This window comes from Devosia sp. LjRoot16, from assembly GCF_964252795.1.
In the GTDB taxonomy this organism is placed as follows: Bacteria; Pseudomonadota; Alphaproteobacteria; order Rhizobiales; family Devosiaceae; genus Devosia_A.
This window is the reverse complement of record NZ_CAXUPH020000002.1, coordinates 179,683-196,496: the sequence shown is the minus strand read 5'-3', so window position 1 is coordinate 196,496 and position 16,814 is coordinate 179,683. Positions and strand designations below refer to the sequence as shown.

Here is a 16,814-nt window from a genome sequence, read left to right as displayed (position 1 = left end):
GATACGCTAGATACCTTGCATTTTACCTTGTGGCAGAGCTGCAACGCTTTTGCCCTCGACCGACTGCTCGACGGCGGTGTTCGGCACTGCGGCGGGAGCGAGATCGGGCGTCTTCTGGCCAGGTTCTCCTTTCGATTCGTGGCCCGAAATGATCGATTCGACCTCTTCGGCGGATAGAAAAACCCGCGTAACAAGTGCATCGGCCAGCGCTGCAACCTCATGCTTGGCCGTGGTGATCAACCCAACACTTCGGTCATAAAGGGCACGGAGTGACGTCTCGACCTTGTTCCTGAGATCCGGATCAATGGTCAGCAGCCGTTCTACATCCTTCTCGCCGGCGAGATAGGACAGGGTATCACCCAGGCCGGTGCCGCTGTGCATGAGCGCCATCAATCTCGTCGCTTTCGCCAAGTCGCTGTCGGGGTGGAGCCCAGAGCCCTGCGACGGTTCACGCAGCATCACCTGTTCGGCAGCACGTCCTCCAAGCAGGCTGACGACGATGTCCTCGAAGTCGGACCTGGTGCGAAAGGCGCGGTCATCTGGGGCGAACATCGTACCGCCACCGCTATCCCCGCTGGTCGCGATGGTGACGAACGCCAATTTAGCGGCCGCTTGTCCTCGCGTTGCAATGACGTGTCCCGCCTCATGCACGGCGGCTCGCCGCACATCCTCATCAGATCTCACCCGGTCTCCGAGGATACGGGATTTCAGATCCCCCACCGTCAGATCTCGGCCGGCACGCCTTGCCAGCCTTCTTGCCGCACGCACCTGCTCCATGATCTCAGCGCCGGTTCGGCGGTAGCCCGCATTGACCTGCGCAAGCACCGTCAGGTCCTCGCCCAGCAAGTCGCCGGAAAGGTGGTGCCGCATGATGTTCTCGACTCCCCTGGCATCGGGCGGTCCGATGTGGACCGCCCGCTCGAGCCGGCCTGGCCGCAGAATTGCGGGGTTCAGGTCCTCGATGCGATTGGTCGTTCCAATGACGATGAGACCATCGCGACCCTGCATGGCGCCATCGAGGAGCTGGTAGAAATCCAGGATGACCGGGGACCAATAGTCCCTGTTCCTCGAGTCACCTAGATGGTCGATGTTGGGCAGGGCGTTGATCTCGTCCAGCAGTAGAACTGCCGGCGCTTGAGCCAGTGCCTCCTCGAACGCTGCGCGTTGAGCCTTGAGGATTTCAGACAGGTATCCGCCGCCCGAGGCGAACCAATTCCCGACGCTTGTGATCACTGTGGGAATGCCGAGTTCCTCGCCGATCATCCTGGCCAAAAGGGTCTTGCCCGTCCCCGGAGGACCCCAGAACACGCATCCCCTATCGACTTGACTGGCATCCATGCGGCCGGCGCGGACGTCGACAAGATCATCGCGGAGATCGAGCGCCCACTTCCGGGCTGCTCCATATTCGTGCGCCTCCTCAAGACGAGGCAGCCGGTCCTCCCGGGCGCCCACCTTCACGACCTGGGCCAGAATGGCCGACAAACGCTTCACGGTCTCGGCGATGCCCGCGCCGGGAACGACGATGGAAGTGAGCTCATCGAAGGTCATCGTCTCCGGGCGAAGCGCGTCCGCCTCCGCCGGCATGGCGCCTTTCTGGCATTCAAGCAGAAGCAGCTTGACCATCTCGGCGTCCAAAGGCGGGATCTCGATGCGCTCCTGGGCGGTCGCAACCAGCAACTCGGGCAGCCACGCGTCGGGATCCGGCGAGATGCCGATGACCTGCCGACCCATCGACAGCTGTCGTGCAAGATCGATCACCGTGCGGTCCTTCCCGGGCGACTTCTGCCGCGCGACGCAGAGCACCGTCTCATGTGCCAGCTCGACGATCCCTGCGGAAACCGGAGTGGTCCACGACGGATCCGGCACCGTCACGATCAGCGCCTTGATCTTTCCCGACTTCAGCCCTTTTAGGAGTCGCGATGGGATGGCGTGCGCCAGGGCGAGCCGGACCAGCGCCCTTCGCGAGCCTTCGGGCGCAGGGCCTTCGTCGTCGAGATCCTCAAGGGGCTCGAAGGTGTCGATATCGGTATCGCTGTCGATATTTTGGTCTGACATCAGTTCATCTCCTGGTCGTTGGCGCGAGCGCCGAGGGCATAGAAGCGGGAAAGGGTCCTGACCCAGCCTGCGCTGCCATCGAGGGCGTAGACTTCCGACGTCACCACCTGCCGGTGGTCCCCCAGCAGGGGATGGCCGATTACCGTTCCCTCCAGGGCCGCCACCGGCCTGGTGGCGAACTTCCAGTTCTCGAGGCGAGGAGCGTCTTCAAGCTCCTCGCGCGGTGCGAAAACCGTCATGGCTTCGAGATCGTCGGCGAGGGCGCGCAGGTACCTCACCGCCGCGGCGGGATCGACGCCGCACGGGTAAATAATGCTCATGTCCATGTCCTTAGTGGCGGGAACCGGTCTGGGGCGCGGCGATGTCAGCCATCGTGTAGGGCGTGATGCACTGCCCAAGATCGATGGCGACGACGCCGATGGTGACGAGATGCAGAATGGCTCCGATCGGGTCCGGGTGCTGGATCAAGCCGGCAAGTTCGGAGAGGCAACTGGCCCCATTCTCGATGAGGTGCGCCAGGATCATCATCCTGGAGGTGGCGTCGACCTTGATGGTGGCGGTGCGGGCCAGCAGCTGCGAATTGCCCAGCCGGGGCTCACGCTCGATGACGGACTGCGGCACCAGAATGGCCGCATGGCCGGATTCCCGCGCCTGGAAGCGCAGGTCGATGGCCTTGGCAGAGGGGAAAGCGCGGTCCCAGATCCGATGCGGCACGCAGATCAGGGTGACGATGCGCCGCCCAACCCTGACGTCGGCGATGGCCAGGTCATGGGGCTGGAAGCCCAGGCGGGCGGCGATGGCCTCGACCGCGGAATTGCCGCCGATGTAACGGCAGGCGGCGTTGGCGGTGATCAGGTCGCGGATCTGGTCATGGAGCCGCACGTTGCGCTTGATGTGGCGGGTGCGGCGGAAGTCCCTGTGGGACATGATCGGGGTGGCGGCAACGGTGGAAGTGGTCGCGTTGGACAAAGTCTCTCCTTTGCCCGGAACAGGTTCCAGGCGGTTTCGCGGGATGCGATGGATTAGCGATGACTATGCCGACGCGCGGATGCTGCTGACGTGACCGTCGCTCTGCGCGGGAAACGGACACCGGATGACGGCGCCGCAGGTGCACGATGGATTTGTTCCGTTCGTGTGAGGACCGAGATAGTCCGCGAAGGATTGGAACACAAGATCGAGTTACATAAAATCGGTAACTCGTGCTAGGGATGGTTAACGAGCGGTATCGAGCGATTCCTTAGGACGACGACCATGGCCATCACAGCGGCACAGCTGCGCGCCGCCCGCGCACTGATCAACATGACCCAGGACGATCTGGCGACCGCGGCTGAGGTGGCGACCAAGACCATCGCCACCTTCGAGGCCGAGGGCAGGGCGCCCCGAGGGGCCACCGTCGAGAAGCTCCAGGCCGCGCTGGAGTCGGTGGGGGTGGTGTTCATCGAGACCGACAACGGCGCCGGCGTGATCCTGCGCGAATAGCATTGGCTGCCCGACTGCTTGGCTAGCGTCGCGGGATGCAGATTGGGGGATGTTGTGGACTTCGATGATCTGGTGGCCGAGGTGCTTCCGCCCGAGAAGCGTGCCGGCAAGGCCGAGGGCGGAATGGAGCACCGGCTCTACGAGGGCGCGGTCATGGTGGCCTATGCCATGCACCTCTTGCGCACCACATCGGCCACGCATGTCCGCATCCATCCTGACGGCGAGCATGGAAAGCAGTTCGACTTCACAGGTTGGCTGCTTCGCCGCGGCTTCGAGAAGGTCTCCTCCATGGGCACCACCAGCTACGGCGGACTTTATCGCACCGCAGACGGCTGGGAGATCACCGTGAACCCGAAGTCGGGGCAGGGCGATGTGGTCGCTGATCTGGGCAATGCCGTGCTCTCGGCAGAGTGCAAGGGCGGTGTGATCAACACCCGACATGCCGGTCAGGTCTCACGCCTCTATCGGGGGCTCTGCGAAACGATCGGTCTGCTTATGGCCAGCGAAACGCCTGGCCGCCAGGTCGCCGTCGTGCCCTACACGGAAGGAACGCTGCGCCTGGCCAAGCGCATGGCGCCCCGGTGTGCCCAAGCCGGCATAGAGATCGCCCTGGTAGGCAGAAAAGGCGAAGTGACTGATATCGTCGCGTCCGGCCAGTTGTCCACTTAGGACCTTTTCGGTCTCGAAGCGGCATCCATAAGCCGTCTGAGCCGATCCTTGGCTCCGACCGGCTTCGTCGATCGCTTGTCGATCTCGGCCTCGATCGCGGTCCGGATGAAATCGAGCCGGTATTCGCCCTCCTCGAGCAGGGCGTCGATACGGCCGGTGGTGCCTTCGACCAGCGTCAGCTGAATTCGTTCATCGAACTGTTTTGGTCGGCCCATGGCGAAGGTGTGCCCGGCCCACGATGAGTCGTCAACGATATCGTGCATGCGAAATTAACTATCGAATACACGAAACCTTCCATATCATTTCGAATGCACGATACTGGTTTCGTGTATTCGATTCGTTTTGGGGGCTTCCTTGTTCGACAGACCATTCCTTATCGTCGCCGGCAGCAAGGGCACAATCATGAGGCTTAAGATTGTGGCTGCCGCAACAACAGTTCTCGCACTCGCGGCTGCTGGTGTCATGGCTGTGCTTGGCTTCGCCGACGAAGGCCCCACCACCTTTCGGTTGAAGGCGACGGCGACTTTTCTCGTGGACGGAGTCGAGCGCACGGGATCATCGGTCCAGGAATATGGCCTGGAGTGGAACTACCAGCCGCAGATCGGCAACAACGGCGCGTGGCGTCTGCTGGTCAAGGGTGAGGGCATCCGCGTGGACGTGCCGAACGCCGAGCCGATCTATGTCCAACTGGCGTCAGGAACAGTGTTCAACAACTGTGCCGTGCGTTCCCAGGGGCAGGATGAGCTTCGGAAAAGCCTGTTAGGCATCGAGCATTGTGACGTCGACTTCTATCCCACAGCCATACGCTTTGCTGGTGAAAGCCACTCAAGCGTACTGGCAGTTCACGCTGCCCGACAGGATCGAAACGGTTACCGCTTTGTGAGCATGACCTTCGATCGAACCGAAGACCCGATCACTGAGGGGAACATCCCTTCGGACATGCCCACTGATCCAAAGGGCCTTATCTACCTCAAATACGACGGGCTGACCGACATCATGAGTCTACTTTCTTTCGAGTCGGAGGACTTCCGATGAGCGGTCTTGAAAGCTACGAAATTGCGGCGCTCGCGCTCGATTCATACCAGCGCGGCTATTTTTCCGGCATGCCTGACTTACTAGTTCAGGACGATGGCTTGGGATCGCAGATCGGCACTTCTGTCGCTGGAGGAACGATCATCGCCAACTCCTCGGTCCTCGGACCAGGAGTTGACGTAGCCGCCGACTTCTATGCGGTCGCCTACCTGATCAATGGCGAGATCGTCATCTCATATCGTGGGTCCGACCATCTCAATTGGGAGCAGCCATTCGGTCCGGAGAACATTGACGAGCTTCCTCTGATGGGCGCGGACGGTGGCGACGTCTACGCTATGTTGCAAGGACTTATCGCCGACCAAGTCGAGCTCGCCTTGGAGTTTTTCAATCATGTCCAAAGCCTGGACCTAGACCTACCCATTACTCTGACCGGTCACTCCCTCGGTGGCGCGTTGGCGGCAACGGTGGCAGAGGTCAAAAATGCGAATGCTGTCGTTTTCGACAATACGACCTACCAAGCCGTTAGTTCGACGATCATCCAGCACGTGATGACCGCGAGCCCCGATGCTTACACCGACCTGAAAGCCAAGGTCTTCTACGGCGCCGAAAATCCGTGGACCGACTTCAGGCAGGGGACGATCACGAAGATCGCCCTGGAAGGCGATATCGCAGGCGTATTTCGTCGTTCTGACCCTAACGTGGATACGGTCGATATTGGCGAACCGCTGGATTCCATTTCTGCTCATATCCAAAGCTTGCTGGTGCTCGCTCTCTACGCCCGGGAGCTGCATGATGAGGATGGGGACTGGCTGCATGCCGCCAACGCCGTATTCACTCATCTCTCCAGCGACGCAATCGCCGATGACGTTGGAATCCTGGAAGCAAACGGCAATCCCCGCAGCGGTGTGATGAAGGACATGATTGCCTCCACCATCCTGCCCGGAACCGACAATCCATTCGGCAGTAGCGCCGCAAAGTCGCTCGTCGACGACATGCAGGATCTCGGCAGGGCGCTCCTCACCGGTGGGGACCATGCGTCAGTGGCCGAGATGGTCGTTCGGTTCGCCGCTCTACAGGCGAAGCACGCCATCTCCGAGGTCAGCAATCCTGGTGCACTGTCCTATGACGCCGGCAATTGGCTTCTGGGCGTGGACCTGACCACGAATAAGTGGACGTTCGACGGTAACTCCACCCTGATAGATGGCGTAGCAAAAGACTTCTCGACCTACCTGGACGACAACCGGCTTAGCCTTAGCGAACGCGCGAGCTTGGACAGCGGTCCCGGTCGCATCGAGTACGAGTTCTACTCCAACGCTGTCGGAGGCTGGCACGGCCAGGTCGGCTACGAATCCGACATCTACACGGTGAAGGCGGTCGGCACCGGCACGATGGACACCATCATCGGCACCGATGGCGATGAGCAGATTCTGCTGGGTGCCGGCAACGACACGGTCAAGGCCAACGGCGGCGTCAACTGGATCGACGGCGGAGACAATGACGACACGTTTATCGACGATTTCGCATGGGCGGACTACGAGATCACCGTCGATGCCATCGACAACCGCTACTACTTCGCGCTCCGGGCGTCGGGAGCGGATCCCCGCATCCACGTGCTCGACAACATGGAGTTCTTCAAGCTCGACAATAAGGACTTCCACGCCGGCAACATCCTGAATGTCGAGCCGGATGACATCATCATCGAATCTATGGCTGGCGAGGTTGACCACGCTGGGATTCACCGCGGCTTGTATCTAGCAGGCGCCGTGATTGCCGACCTTGGCGCCATCGACGGCAACGAGCATGACAGGTTCACCTGGGAAATCGTCGGTCCGGGGGCAGGCTTCTACACCATCGACTCAAATGGCGTTCTCAGGACCAGTACCAGCCTCACGTACGACTACGCGTACTGGCGCCAGCAGGTCGGCGACGTCACTTTCGAGGAATGGCAGGCGGGTGATCTCACGGATTTTGCTGCATTGCTTGGCACTCAGTACGGCATCACCGTCAAGGTTACCGATGCAAACGGTGATGCGATAGAGAAGGACATCTACCTGTTCCTGCAGGATGGCGACTACACGCTGTTCGGCACGCCTGGAAACGACGTGCTGCAAGGTGGCACAGGTAGAAGCGTCATCGCAGGCTTGGGTGGTGCTGATCAGATCAATGATCCGGACTGGGTGGCCCTGGACTACTCTGCGTCCAATGCTGGCGTGCGCCTTGCACGCAGCGGGACGACGGATCGGGTCTTCGAGGGCTATGGGGGGCACGCCGAAGGCGACATCGTCACTCTGGGGACGACGTCCTCCCGCTACGACATCATAGGTAGCACCCACAAAGACGAGATCTTCTACGCCTATGAGGTGTTCGCAGGCGGCGGTGACGACATCATCACCGGCTCCAAGATCGTCCATGCCGGCGACGGGTACGATACCGTCAACGTGACCAGCTACACCGACTACGTCGATTTCGGCACAGGAGGTGGCGCGCTCAAGCTGGCCGACAGCACCCAGCGGTATTTTGTCGACATGGATCTGGGCGCGTACCAGAGGCTGTCGGGAAGCACGGTCGTCCACAATCTGACGGTGGTAGGTGACTACGATAAGATCACGGGATCGAACTACAACGACACCATCTACGGCACGTCCGGCAACGACCGCATCTATGGCGGGGGTGGCACCGACACCCTGGTTGGCCGTGATGGCGACGACGATATCGAAGGTGGCGGAACGCTACACGGCAACACAGGAACCGATACACTTGTCCTGACGAGCAATGGCGTCGCGTGGGGTGACGAGGGGGCTGACATCCTCAGGGCTACGGTCAGTGGCGGTGTCCTCGTTGGTGGAGCAGGCGACGATATGCTGACCGCTGCCGCAGCATCGGTCTGGCTCATCGGCGGTGCGGGCGCTGACACAATGATCGGCACCGGCACGTCCTTCCTCGGATACTCCACGGGCACCACGGGTGTCACGCTGACGTCGGTGAACGGATCTGGCTCGGGGAGTGGAGGCGATGCCGCAGGTGACGTGTTCAGCGGCATCCTGAACATTGAAGGCACCACCTACGCCGACAATTTCGCAGTAACCATGCAGAACAACGCCAAGCTTTGGGCTGGGGCCGGGAATGACACGGTCATCGTCTGGCACAACAGCAACAGCTCCCAATTGTATGGCGAATCCGGGGATGATCACATCACGTCGTTGTCGATGTTCGGCCAGACGTTCGGAGCCGAAGGCAATGACACGTTGATCGGAGGAGGCACGCTCGACGGCGGCACTGGAAACGACGTGATCATTGGCGACAACTACAACGGCGTTCAAATCGGAGGCGATGGCGACGACATCATCGACAGTGCTGGCGGCGACGACACGATCAATTTTGGAACGGGTGGTTTCGACAAGTTCATCTTCAAGACCGGCCACGGCAGGGACAGCCTGTTCGGCGCGGAAAGCCACGATGTCGTCCAGCTAGTGGGCATCGCTGCGTTCGATTCAATGGAAGACGTTGCTGCCCATATGGGCTTCAACTACGGCAGCGCTTACCTCGAGATGGGCTACAAGGACGACTACCCGGAAATCTATGGCCCGAACGCGCCGCATGAATACATCGGCAGCATCAGGTTCTTCCAGCAGAGCATCAGCACGGTGCTCGCACTGGATTGGGAGTTCGCCTAGTCTGATCAAGTGCCGGCCTGGCGACACGCACGTTGCCGCCTACTTGGATCATAGAAGGGCATTGATGGCATCAGCCATGATGCGATGAGCCTCTCACCCGGTCACCTTGACGTCGAGCGGGGCCCCTCGGCCTCACTCTCCGGTGGCATCCAAAGCGCGACAATCATCCCCTAGGATGATTGGACAGTTTCGATATGTGTTACCGATCATCGACGCGGGCCGAACTTCCTGATGTTCCCGCCGCCGGCGAGCCAGTCATCCGGTTCATCCCATCGGGGCATCGGCTTCGGGGCATCCAGCACGGAGCGGATCACTGATCCAGCTCCGTGGGTGCCCGTGTAGGTCTCGGGTCGCGTCTTCCATCCGAGGCGGAAGGTCGGGTGGAACTTGCCGCACAGCGAGCAATACACATGCGAGGCAAGCTCGGCACGACGCTGGTAGAAGTCGAAATCCCAGCCCAAGCGCTGGATGGCTATCTCAATGCGCAGCGGACCCGTATGCGAGCAGACCCAATGGTTCGAGCAGTCGCAATCGATAACCTGATCGCTCTCCAGGAACTGGCGCAGGGTACGGACTTCGAGCGTGGCCATGGCATCAATGGAAGTTGCGGCCAGAGGGCAGGGCATCCCGGATGCGCCTCCGCTCGGCCTCCAGGTCTTGGTGCTTGTTGCCGCCGCGGGCGCTGCCGTGGGGGCCGCTCTTGCCCTCGTCGGCATTGGCTATGATCGCGTTCCCCATATCGGTGCCACCGGCCAGATCGAGCAGCATCGGGGTGAGGTCCGCCACCGTCCGGGCGATGACGTGGATGACAAGACCCTCCTTCTGCACCTCGCCGGTCACCGCCATCATGCGCGCTCCCAGCACAACGCCACGGTTCGCCTCGAAGACCTTGGGCCAGACGATGATGTTGGCCAAGCCGGTCTCGTCCTCGAGGCTCGCGAAGATGACGCCACTGGCCGTGCCGGGGCGTTGACGCACCAGGACCAGTCCGGCGACCGTCACGATCCGGCCCGCTGAGACATCGCGCAACGATACCGCCGAGACGATGCGTTTCGCCGTCAGCCGATCCCGCAGGAAGCTCAACGGATGCCCCTTCAACGACAGGCTCAGGGTGCGGAAGTCGTGGATGATCTGCTCACCGATCGGCATGGGCGGCAGCGAGGCGTCCATCTCCGGATGCGCCTCGGGCCTGCCGGCCGCGACGAAGAGCGGCAAGTTCTCGGCTCCGTCGCCACCTTGGAGACCACCGACTGCCCAAAGCGCATCGCGGCGATCGAGGCCCAATGACCTGAAGGCATCGGCTTCGGCCAACTTGACCAGGGTCGCTGGGTTCATCCCGGTGCGCAGCCAGAGATCCCGAACGCTATCGTAACCCGTGCCACGACGGGCCACGATCAGGTTGGCGTCGCCGTCGCTCAGTCCCTTCACGAACCCAAGGCCGAGCCGAATGGCGTTAGTCGATCGGATATCCTCGCGCATTGTGGCGTGCTGCTGCCAGACGCGGTCCTCGCCCGACGTTCCCGGCTCCAGCACGGAGACGAGATCCGAGCGGTTGATGTCCACGTTTCGGACCTCCACGCCATGCTCCTGGGCGTCGCGAACGATCTGGGACGGCGCGTAGAAACCCATGGGTTGGCTGTTGAGCAGGGCGCAGGCGAACGCATCCGGATAGTGGCACTTGAGCCAGCAGGAGACGTAGACCAGCAAGGCGAATGAAGCCGCGTGGCTCTCCGGGAAGCCGTAGCTACCGAAACCCTCGAGCTGCTTGAAGCAGGCCTCGGCGAAGTTGGCCTGGTAGCCGTTCTTCAGCATGCCGCCGATGAAGGCGTCCCTGAACTTGCCCACACCGCCCGTGCGCTTGAACGTCGCCATGGATCGCCGCAATTGGTCGGCCTCGCCGGGGGAGAAGCCGGCGCCGACGATGGCAATCTTCATCGCCTGTTCCTGGAAGAGCGGCACCCCGTAGGTCTTCTTGAGCACGGCCTCGAGTTCCGGACTGGGGTAGCTCACTGGCTCCAGGCCTAAGCGCCGCTTCAGGTACGGATGGACCATCCCGCCCTGGATCGGCCCCGGGCGCACGATGGCGACTTCGATGATCAGGTCGTAAAACTTCGCCGGCTTGAGCCGCGGCAGCATGGACATCTGCGCCCGGCTCTCTATCTGGAAGACGCCGATCGTATCGGCCCGCTGGATCATGGCGTAAGTGCGCGGATCCTCGGCCGGCACCGAGGACAGCGTCAGGTCCGTGCCGTAGTGGACGTGCATGAGTTCGAAGGCGCGGCGGATGCAGCTCAGCATGCCAAGGGCCAGCACATCGACCTTGAGGATGCCCAAGGCGTCGAGGTCGTCCTTGTCCCACTCGACCGTGGTGCGGTCGGCCATGGCCGCGTTCATGACAGGCACCAGGTTGTCGAGCCTGTCCCTGGTGATGACGAAGCCGCCGACATGCTGGCCGAGGTGGCGCGGGAAGCCCATGAGCTCGCCGACCACGGTCATGACGTTCATCAGGGTGACGTCCGAGGGATCGAAGCCGTTTTCGCGGAGGCGCTCGGGGGTGATGCCGGTGTCGTTCCAGCCCCAGTTCATTCCGTTGAGCCGCTGGATCATGTCGTCGGAGATACCGAAGACCTTGCAGACCTCGCGGATGGCACCCTTGGCTCTATAGGTGGTGACGGTGGCCGTCAGGGCGCAGCGGTGCCGACCGTACTTCTCGTAGAGGTACTGCATCACCTCCTCGCGGCGCTCGTGCTCGAAGTCGACGTCGATGTCGGGCGGCTCGTCGCGCTCGGTCGAGACGAAGCGCTCGAACAGCAGATCGACCAGCATGGGGTCGACCTCGGTGACGCCAAGGCAGAAGCAGACAACCGAGTTTGCCGCCGAGCCGCGCCCCTGACACAGGATGCCCCGCTCCTCCCTCGCGAAGCGAACAAGGTCATGCACCGTAAGGAAGTAGGCGGCGTACTTCATCTGGTCGATGAGCTGCAGTTCGTGCTCCAGTCCCTTCCTTACTCGGTCCGGAACGCCATCGGGATACCGGCGTCTGGCGCCTGCCCAAGACAGCCGTTCCAGGGTCTCCTGGGCGGTCTCGCCGTTGCCGATGGTCTCCTCGGGATAGTTGTATTTCAGCTCGTCGAGGGAGAAGTGGATCAGGTCGGCGAAGCGCTCCGTCTCGGCGATTGCCTCGGGGTGCTCCATGAAGAGCCGGCGCATCTCGATACCGGGCTTGATGTGGGCCTCGGCATTCTGCCGCAGCCGGCGACCTGCCTCATGGATGGTGACGTGCTCACGGATGCAGGTGACGACGTCGTGGAGTATCTTCCGCTCGGCGTGATGGAACTGGACGTCGTTCACGGCCAGCATGGGCACGCCGACCAGGCCGCATACATGCCGTATCCAATTGAGCGTCGCTCTATCGTTGCCCTTGAACTCGCAGCGTGCCGCGAACCAGACGCGACCGGACGCTATGGCTGCGAGACGGCGTAGCGCCTCCTCGTCGCCCTCGTCGTAGCGCTCTGGCGAAAGGATGAAGAGCTGGCCCTCGGCGAACCACTTCAGGTCGTCGAAGCGTAGATGGCACTCACCCTTGGGAGCTCGCCGGTTGCCGGTGGTGAGCAGGGCGCATAGGCGGCCATAGGCGCCGCGATCGGTGGGGTAGGCGACGATGTCGGGTGTGCCGTCCGTGAAGACCAGGCGTACGCCGACCAGGTAGCGGAAATCAGGGTTGTCCTTCCAGACGTCGCGGGCGGCGATGTGCCCGCGAACGACGCCGGCGAAGCTGTTGCGGTCGCACATGCCGATGCCGCCCAAGCCCAGCGCAGCCGCCTGCTGCACCAGTTCCCCCGGATGGGAGGCGCCGCGGAGAAAGCTAAAGTTGCTGGCCGAAACGAGTTCGACGTAAGGCATGCCGTATCCTTGAGGACAGGCTGCCTAGCAAAGCAAGAACGAAACAAGAACGCAAGCCGCTAGGGATGGTGGCCCAGCACAGGTCTTTCACCATCCCCGGAGCTATGGTGTCTCCGGGGCGTCCCCTGGCGTTCCACCGACCGCTTCTTTCTTCTCCAGACGGGTGAAGCCCATGGTAACGGGGAAGACTTCGCCGCGAACGACTTCTCGGCTGGTCAGGTCCAGGAGGGCCCGACCAGCCCTATCGAATTGCGGGTCGGCCGAGCGTGGCGGCGGAAACGGGTGGATGGAATACTGAGCGTTCGTGCCGTCGTGTTCCTCCGAAGGCAGTTGGACCTGAAACTGCTCGTTGCCGTACGTCAGGATCAGATAGGCATAGGGTTGGTCGACGATCGCCGGCTTTCTCCGAAGGATCATTGCCCCGATCGAGTCGTTGGGTCGTGGCCCCGGCGAGAACGTGTACATTATGGGGCACTTGTCGGCGAAGGGGCGCGAATGGTCGGCGTCCCGTATCCAGGCGAGGAGGTGTTCAAAGTTGCGCATCTCCCCGGCGGGCATCAAGGTCAATCCGATCTTCATAAAGGCCTTCAGCACGGCCACTGGCGTGTACGGGTCACGCTTGAGCTTGAAGGTGACACGGCTGTTGGCCTCATCCATCTCGAAAACGGGATCGTCTTCGTAGGACTTGATTTCGAACCCGCCATCCACGAACTCGATGCGCCAGCCCGGGCCGTCACCTCCCTTCTTAAGTGTGGGCACGCCGCTCTTGCCGCGGATACGCGCCATCGTTCGCATCGGCTTCGACCAGTTGCCTAGGTCGTTCTCGATCCCCATTCCAAAGAGCTCGTTGCAAGGGTCACACTCGTAGTAGCTCGTGATGCTCTTGTTCCCGAGCGACTCCGGTATGGCGTGCGCGACCTTTCTGAAGGTGACCTCTGGCTCCTTCTTGCCGCAGAACCTGCAAACCCGGTCGCTCTTTTCGCCGAGCTCCAGTTTGTCGCCCGGGCGCACGATCCACTGTCCGAGAAAATCATAGTTGTCGACGTAGAACTGCTGCACCTCGTCACGCGTTGCCATTGGATCTCCTCAAGCGCTCACTCAGCAGACGGACAGATATGTTCGAACAAGGCCCGAGTCCAACGGGGCGCGCTAGAGTTTTCATTGAGTAGGGCCGGCGCCCCCTGGGTGGCTGTTCGGCCCACCGTCAAAACAGGCTACTTTGATCCGGCACCGGCTCTGGGTCTTCCTTCGGCCCAACCGACACCACCCGCAGCGCGCTTGGGGGCAGGGGGCGTTGAAGCGCCTTCGCCTCCTCCCAGGGCGCCGTCAGCCACGTCTCGATCTCCTCCGGGGTCGTCAGGATCACCGGCATTGAATCCGGATTGGCGCTGGCGACGACATCGTTGGGTTCTGTCGTCAGGAAGGCGAACAGGTCTGTCGAGATCAGGCCTTCTGAGGTTTTCCGAACACTCGTCCACTGGGGTGCGTAGATGCCAGCGAACCACCCCAAGGGTCGGTCGGCGTCGTAGGCGAACCAAGTGTTGCCCCGTTTCTTGCCGTTGGGACCGATGGCCGAACTGAATTCGGCGAAGCTGGTGAATGGAACGATGCAGCGGAACTCCGGCCGCAGCCATCGCTTCCAGTGCCCACTGTCGGTGTTCCTGACGTTGTGGGTGCCGCGGTCGGGTTCCAGACGCACCATCTCGTCGAACTCGTCGGGACTGATCGATCGGCCCTCTCGTTCGATGAGCTTCTTCGCGCGCTCCTTGGCAGCCAGGTAGAGAGCCCTCGACGAGCTGGGCATGCCCCAGCGCACCTTGACGAGCTCGCGGTATCCGCCGGGCGCGTTTCGGATGATCGGCGCCAGCATATCGGGATAGATGCCGGTCTGCGGCGGCAGGTTCCCGATATTGACCGCGATGTCGAACGTGAAGCGGAGGCGTCGTAGCGCTTCGAGGTTCGTCGTGATGGAATAGGCGTGGCACATGCTGCTCTCGTACGGACTACGCTTCGCTCGCGCCCAAGGTGATGCCGGTCTCGCACCAGCGAGCTATTTCGGCGGCGGACCGAAACGGTCTAGGACCAGTGCCTACTCGACCAGCGTGGCTACCAGTATATTAGGCTGGGTCGGGGCGGTTCTGCCCCGACCCAGCAAGCTGTCCGATCAAGTCGCGCGGTTTGCCGCGAATAGCGACTCGGTGGGGAAGTGAACGGTCTCGACCACCGGCGGCGGGACGTAGTTGCGTGTTCCAAGATGCCACAAGGCGTCTATGTTGCGCAGATAGGTCTTGGCCCTGAAGTCGGTATCCTGGATGATCGTGCCGACATCCGTTTGGTGGTCGATCTCGGACCGATCGAACGAGCCGATCTCGACGCTCCAATAGTCGCCGCCGACCAACGATACTTCTGTCTCGACCGCGGCCTGATAGGCGCGCAGATCAGCGTCGTCGATGCCGTAGTAGAACTTCGCGGCCAGGATTACGCTCAACCCGCCCTTCCGCTCGCCGATGAACTGAACCGGGGACAGCAAGGACCTCATGTATAGCTTCTCGATCGCCTCGATGACCCTTGTGTCGTGGTCCTCGTCCCAGATCACCGCGAAGTCGTGAACCTGTGCGACAGGAAGCGGCCGACGCATGACGTCGTGCCACTCAGCGGCGCGGAAGATAGAGTAGTGGGTTCCGCGACCGATATTCCCAACCGGTCCGGGTTCGTCGTGGATGCAGGAAAATAGGCGTGAATACGCCGGCGCTTGAATGGCCATAGCCAACTCCATTTCGTGGATGTCATCGAGGCTTCCGCCTCTGACCGGGATTTCGGCCCCAGCTGCTGTCCAAGATATGCGCGACGAGGATGCTTCGCAAGGGCAACGCCAACGCCGAGCGTGACTTGCTATTTCGGAAGAGCGGTCTCGATGCCGACGTTCTAGGGGCGCCGATCGCCGCCACTGCTCCCGGGGGGAAACTGGCAGCCATTCACTTCCCCAGATAAGTCTAGCATGTTGCGCGCCGGGGGAAGTGAATGGCTGCGCTCGAACGAAGTGGCGAAGACTGGGATGCTGGTGAGCTCGATGCCATCATCGCCGACTACTTCGCCATGCTGGGCGATGAGTTGGCGCAAAAGCCCTTCGTGAAGGCCCAACATCGCGTCGCCCTGATGCATCTGATCGGAAGGTCGGCTCCGTCGATCGAATTCAAGCATCGGAATGTCTCGGCCGTCCTGCAGGAACTGGGGCTCCCCTGGATCTGGGGATACAAGCCCGCCTTGAACTACCAGGACGCGCTGTTCGACGCCGTGGACCGATATCTGTCCGGCCATCGCCACGTTCTCGATCTCCAACCCATCATATTGCCCAAGGCGGCGGTAGAGCTGCAGGACGTCTTCACGGCGATGCCGGTGGCGATTGCGCGTCCCCGGAAGGAGGGCCTGGAGCGCCTTGTGCGGAAGTTCGACCCGGTCGTGCGGGATTTCCGGAATCGTCAGCTCGGCAAGGCAGGCGAGGAGTTCGTCGTCGACCTGGAGAGAGATCGCCTATCCAGGGAGGATCGCCCGGACCTGGCTCGAAAGGTTCGATGGGTCGCCATGGAGGACGGCGATGGCGCCGGCTTCGACGTACTGTCTTTCGACACAGCCGGCCACGAACGCCTCATCGAGGTAAAAACCACGAACGGTGCCGCGGTCACGCCCTTCTACCTGACCAGGAACGAGATGGCAGTCGCGGCGGAACGGCGCGAGCATTGGCACCTCTATCGGGTTCACCTGTTCGCCCAGCAGCCGAGGATCTACACCGTCAGGCCGCCGCTCGAGAGCGTGCTGAGGTTGAACACCGAAACTTGGCGAGCGGCACCGGCCTCAACCCCCGATGCGGTGTCCACATGACCGGCGCGACAAACCGGTGGTGGATCCCTTGAGTCGGGTCCCAGACCATCCGCCACATTCGGCCAGGCCCATACGCACCTTGCAGGACTATGTCGACGCCGGTCTAGACGTTCGATCATTCTG

At 61.8% G+C, this 16,814-nt stretch carries 14 protein-coding genes; 5 read left to right on the top strand and 9 right to left on the bottom strand.

Annotated features, from left to right (window positions below):
• Positions 1–6: 6 nt before the first annotated feature.
• From ACSQ23_RS11355 to ACSQ23_RS11345, 3 genes are read right to left on the bottom strand one after another with little or no spacing between them, the layout of a single operon-like run.
• Positions 7–2,055, bottom strand: coding sequence for an AAA family ATPase (locus ACSQ23_RS11355; protein WP_436090689.1), 2,049 nt, complete (start codon positions 2,053–2,055; stop codon positions 7–9).
• Entirely contained in the window at positions 2,055–2,375 is a 321-nt protein-coding gene (locus ACSQ23_RS11350; protein ID WP_436090688.1) for a DUF6634 family protein, read from the bottom strand. Before ACSQ23_RS11350 ends, ACSQ23_RS11355 begins: the two co-directional genes overlap by 1 nt.
• A gap of 10 nt (positions 2,376–2,385) precedes the next feature.
• On the bottom strand, positions 2,386–3,024 hold the full coding sequence (locus ACSQ23_RS11345; protein WP_436090687.1) for a hypothetical protein: 639 nt from the start codon (positions 3,022–3,024) through the stop codon (positions 2,386–2,388).
• A gap of 282 nt (positions 3,025–3,306) precedes the next feature.
• On the opposite strand from ACSQ23_RS11345, the gene ACSQ23_RS11340 reads away from it, so the two are divergent.
• Together ACSQ23_RS11340 and ACSQ23_RS11335 are read left to right on the top strand one after the other, a co-directional pair.
• Complete coding sequence (locus ACSQ23_RS11340) at positions 3,307–3,534, top strand: helix-turn-helix domain-containing protein (protein ID WP_436090686.1); 228 nt, start codon at positions 3,307–3,309, stop codon at positions 3,532–3,534.
• A 54-nt stretch (positions 3,535–3,588) separates the two neighbouring features.
• Positions 3,589–4,203: a hypothetical protein gene (locus ACSQ23_RS11335; RefSeq protein WP_436090685.1), complete on the top strand. Its 615-nt coding sequence runs from the start codon at positions 3,589–3,591 to the stop codon at positions 4,201–4,203.
• On the opposite strand, the gene ACSQ23_RS11330 is transcribed toward ACSQ23_RS11335, so the two are convergent.
• Complete coding sequence (locus tag ACSQ23_RS11330) at positions 4,200–4,466, bottom strand: hypothetical protein (RefSeq protein ID WP_436090684.1); 267 nt, start codon at positions 4,464–4,466, stop codon at positions 4,200–4,202. The genes ACSQ23_RS11335 and ACSQ23_RS11330 overlap by 4 nt on opposite strands.
• A 91-nt stretch (positions 4,467–4,557) precedes the next feature.
• Between ACSQ23_RS11330 and ACSQ23_RS11325 the strand changes: the two genes are divergently transcribed.
• Together ACSQ23_RS11325 and ACSQ23_RS11320 are read left to right on the top strand one after the other, a co-directional pair.
• Complete coding sequence (locus ACSQ23_RS11325; protein ID WP_436090683.1) at positions 4,558–5,238, top strand: hypothetical protein; 681 nt, start codon at positions 4,558–4,560, stop codon at positions 5,236–5,238.
• The gene (locus ACSQ23_RS11320; protein WP_436090682.1) at positions 5,235–8,909 is read left to right on the top strand and encodes a calcium-binding protein; all 3,675 of its coding nucleotides are present in this window, start codon (positions 5,235–5,237) and stop codon (positions 8,907–8,909) included. Before ACSQ23_RS11325 ends, ACSQ23_RS11320 begins: the two co-directional genes overlap by 4 nt.
• 206 nt (positions 8,910–9,115) lie before the next feature.
• On the opposite strand, the gene ACSQ23_RS11315 is transcribed toward ACSQ23_RS11320, so the two are convergent.
• The 5 genes from ACSQ23_RS11315 to ACSQ23_RS11295 form a co-directional block, all read right to left on the bottom strand.
• Positions 9,116–9,499, bottom strand: coding sequence for a hypothetical protein (locus tag ACSQ23_RS11315; protein ID WP_436090681.1), 384 nt, complete (start codon positions 9,497–9,499; stop codon positions 9,116–9,118).
• A 4-nt stretch (positions 9,500–9,503) separates the two neighbouring features.
• Complete coding sequence (locus ACSQ23_RS11310) at positions 9,504–12,812, bottom strand: error-prone DNA polymerase (protein ID WP_436090680.1); 3,309 nt, start codon at positions 12,810–12,812, stop codon at positions 9,504–9,506.
• A 102-nt stretch (positions 12,813–12,914) separates the two neighbouring features.
• The gene (locus ACSQ23_RS11305; protein WP_436090679.1) at positions 12,915–13,889 is read right to left on the bottom strand and encodes an HNH endonuclease; all 975 of its coding nucleotides are present in this window, start codon (positions 13,887–13,889) and stop codon (positions 12,915–12,917) included.
• A gap of 127 nt (positions 13,890–14,016) precedes the next feature.
• Complete coding sequence (locus ACSQ23_RS11300; RefSeq protein WP_436090678.1) at positions 14,017–14,799, bottom strand: SOS response-associated peptidase; 783 nt, start codon at positions 14,797–14,799, stop codon at positions 14,017–14,019.
• Positions 14,800–14,976: 177 nt separating this feature from the next.
• The gene (locus ACSQ23_RS11295) at positions 14,977–15,576 is read right to left on the bottom strand and encodes a hypothetical protein (protein ID WP_436090677.1); all 600 of its coding nucleotides are present in this window, start codon (positions 15,574–15,576) and stop codon (positions 14,977–14,979) included.
• Between the two features lie 257 nt (positions 15,577–15,833).
• On the opposite strand from ACSQ23_RS11295, the gene ACSQ23_RS11290 reads away from it, so the two are divergent.
• Complete coding sequence (locus ACSQ23_RS11290) at positions 15,834–16,691, top strand: DUF3883 domain-containing protein (protein WP_436090676.1); 858 nt, start codon at positions 15,834–15,836, stop codon at positions 16,689–16,691.
• Positions 16,692–16,814: the final 123 nt, after the last annotated feature.